The organism is Pinirhizobacter sp., assembly GCF_035317885.1.
Classification (GTDB): domain Bacteria; phylum Pseudomonadota; class Gammaproteobacteria; order Xanthomonadales; family Rhodanobacteraceae; genus Pinirhizobacter.
On sequence record NZ_DATHFX010000280.1, the window covers coordinates 1 to 2,520 of the forward strand.

The following is a 2,520-nucleotide window of genomic DNA, read 5'->3' on the forward strand; positions in this document are numbered from 1 at the left end:
ACCTGACAAGGACCGGCCGGGTGGAGGAGGGCTTGAATGCTTCGGTTCGCGCCACTGGCAGGGACCGCGAGGATCTTCTCGCCGAACAATTGCGCGAGATCCCCATGGGTCGAATGGCCGAGCCTTCGGAAGTGGCAGCCGTCGCGCTCTTCCTCGCCTCGGACCTTGCCAGCTATGTCACCGGCGCGATCATCCCGATGGATGGCGGCAAGGCTTCGGTGATCTGAGCGGCGTCGCCGTTGGGGGTCAGAGTAATCACTCTGACCCCGATGGGCTCCTTACAGCTCGGCGCGGAACTCGATGCCGACAACGCGCGGGTCGTTGACGAACGCCGTGCGGTTGTTGAAGTCGATTGCGCCGGTGATCACTTCCTTACCGGTGATGTTGCGGCCATAAAGCGCCACTTCGCGCTTGCCGAAGTCCCAGTTGTAGCCCAGGCGCAAGCCGCCTTCCAGGAACGCCTTGGAACGGTATTCGGCTGAGTCGTAGAGGAAGAAGTTGATCTCGCTGCGGTAGTTCCAGTCGGTATAGACGAAGAATTCGCCGTTGTCGCCGTAGGGAATACCGTAACGGGCGGTAAAGGTGCCGATCCACTTGGGCGAGTTAGGCAGCACGTTGCCATTGATCAGGGCGTTGCCCTGGGCATTGAGGGGGTCCAGTACCGTGCAGCCTGAGCCGCAGATTGCCACGGCGAGGTTCCTGTCCTTCAGTTCCGTGTGATTGTAGCTGCCGCCAGCGGTAACGATGAAGTTCGGCGTAAGGTAGGCCTCGGCATCGAACTCGGCGCCATAGCCTTCGGTCTTCTTCGCGTTGAGCAGTTGCGTGACGTTGGTGGCGCCGCCCACCGCGGTGAGCTGCTCGTTGTGCATATTGTATTTGTAGATGTCGGCGTTGAAGCGCAGCTTGCCGTCGGCGGCGAGCGTCTTCATGCCGAACTCGTACGAGGTGATGGTTTCGGGCTTGGCCGTGGAGATGGTGTCGGCGAAGGTGAGGCGGCCCTGCACGCTGGGCGCGCGGAAGCCGTTGGCCACGCGCACGTAGGCATTGGTCTTGTCGCTGATGGCGTAACTGCCGGTGATGTCGCCGCTCCAGCGGGCATCGGTGGGCGTGGAGGTGAGCGGGGCAAGCGGGCCATCGAAACCGAACACGCGGTTGGCCGAGAAGTCGCGCTTGTCGTGCGAGAAGCGGGCGCCGGCGCGGATGTCGAAGCGATCGGTGACGTCGTAGTCCGCGGAGCCAAATACCGCCCACGCCTTGGTGCGCTGGGACTGCTGCGCCCAGTCGTTGAGGGCGTGGTTGGCCAGCGTGTCATACGAGAAATTATCGATGGCGATGTCTTCGTCGAAGTAGTACACGCCGGTCTGCCACTTCAGACGCTCCGACTGGTCGTTGGACAGGCGTATTTCCTGGGTGATCTGGCGGTCCTTAGGCAGCGCGTCGGCGGTTTCGGATGGGAAGGGGATCACACCCGGGCCACTGGGCGGCGCAAACACCGCCCCGTAGCCGCCGTCGACGTCGCCCAGGCTGTAGGTGGTGGCGCGTTCGAGGCCCGTGATCGACGTCAGGTTCAAGTCGCCCAGCTTCCAGTTCAGGTGCAGATTGCTGCCCCAGGTGAACAGGTGCTGCTTGTTGTTGCCGTCCTGGGCCACCTTGTCGCGGTCGAATCCGGGCACGAAGCTGGGTTCGCCAAGTTCGATGGCGTTGGCGCGGTTCACCATGGCACTGCCGTCGAGCCACCGGGCGTGCACGTTGATCAGCGCGTTGAAATCACTATTGGGTTCGTACAGTGCCTGCACGCGCACGGCGCGGTCGTTGTAGCCGCCTAAGTCGTCCTTCTTGCCCTTGAAGGTGTTGTCGATCCAGTCATCGCGATGCTGGGCGAGCGCCGAGATGCGGGCCGACCACGCGGAGGAAAGCGCGCCGCCAATGGCGGCCTCGGCGTTGGCCGTGCCGAGCGAGCCATAGGACACCCGGGCGTAACCTGTGGTTTCCTGCGTGGGCTTGCGCGATTCGAACTTGATCACGCCCGCTGGGGAATTACGTCCGAACAGTGTGCCTTGCGGTCCGCGCAGTACTTCGACCTGTTCCAGGTCGAAAAGGGGAAATCCCTTCAGGATGGGGTTTTCCTGCACGATGTCGTCGTACACCATCGACACCGGCTGCGAGGCATTGAGGTCGAAGTCACTGTTGCCCAGGCCGCGGATATAGAAGCGCGGGAATTCCCTTCCGTAGGATGTCTCGGCGTAGACGCTGGGCGCGCGCGAAGCCAGCTGGAGCACGCCGTCACCGGCCTGGCCGAAGGCCTCGAGCTTGTCCGCCGGCAGCACCGTCATCGAGATCGGCACCTTCTGCATGTCTTCCACCCGTTTCTCGGCCGTTACCGTGATCGTCTGCAAGGTGGCGGGCTTGTCCGCGCGCGGGGCGGTGGCGGTGTCCTGTGCGAATGCAGGTGCGGCGAGGGCGGCGGCGAGGGACAGGGCAAGGCGGGCACGGGGCGGCAAGCGCGGGAAGGCGGTGGGC

2 protein-coding genes are annotated in these 2,520 nt (G+C 63.6%); one reads left to right on the forward strand and one right to left on the reverse strand.

The annotated features are described in order from the left end of the window. Window positions 1-227, forward strand: a 227-nt coding sequence (locus VK519_RS09065; RefSeq protein ID WP_324349190.1) for an SDR family oxidoreductase, incomplete at its 5' end; no start/stop codon positions are given. Between the two features lie 51 nt (window positions 228-278). Here VK519_RS09065 and VK519_RS09070 read toward each other — a convergent pair. After that, window positions 279-2,520, reverse strand: a 2,242-nt coding sequence (locus VK519_RS09070; protein WP_414692720.1) for a TonB-dependent receptor, incomplete at its 5' end; no start/stop codon positions are given.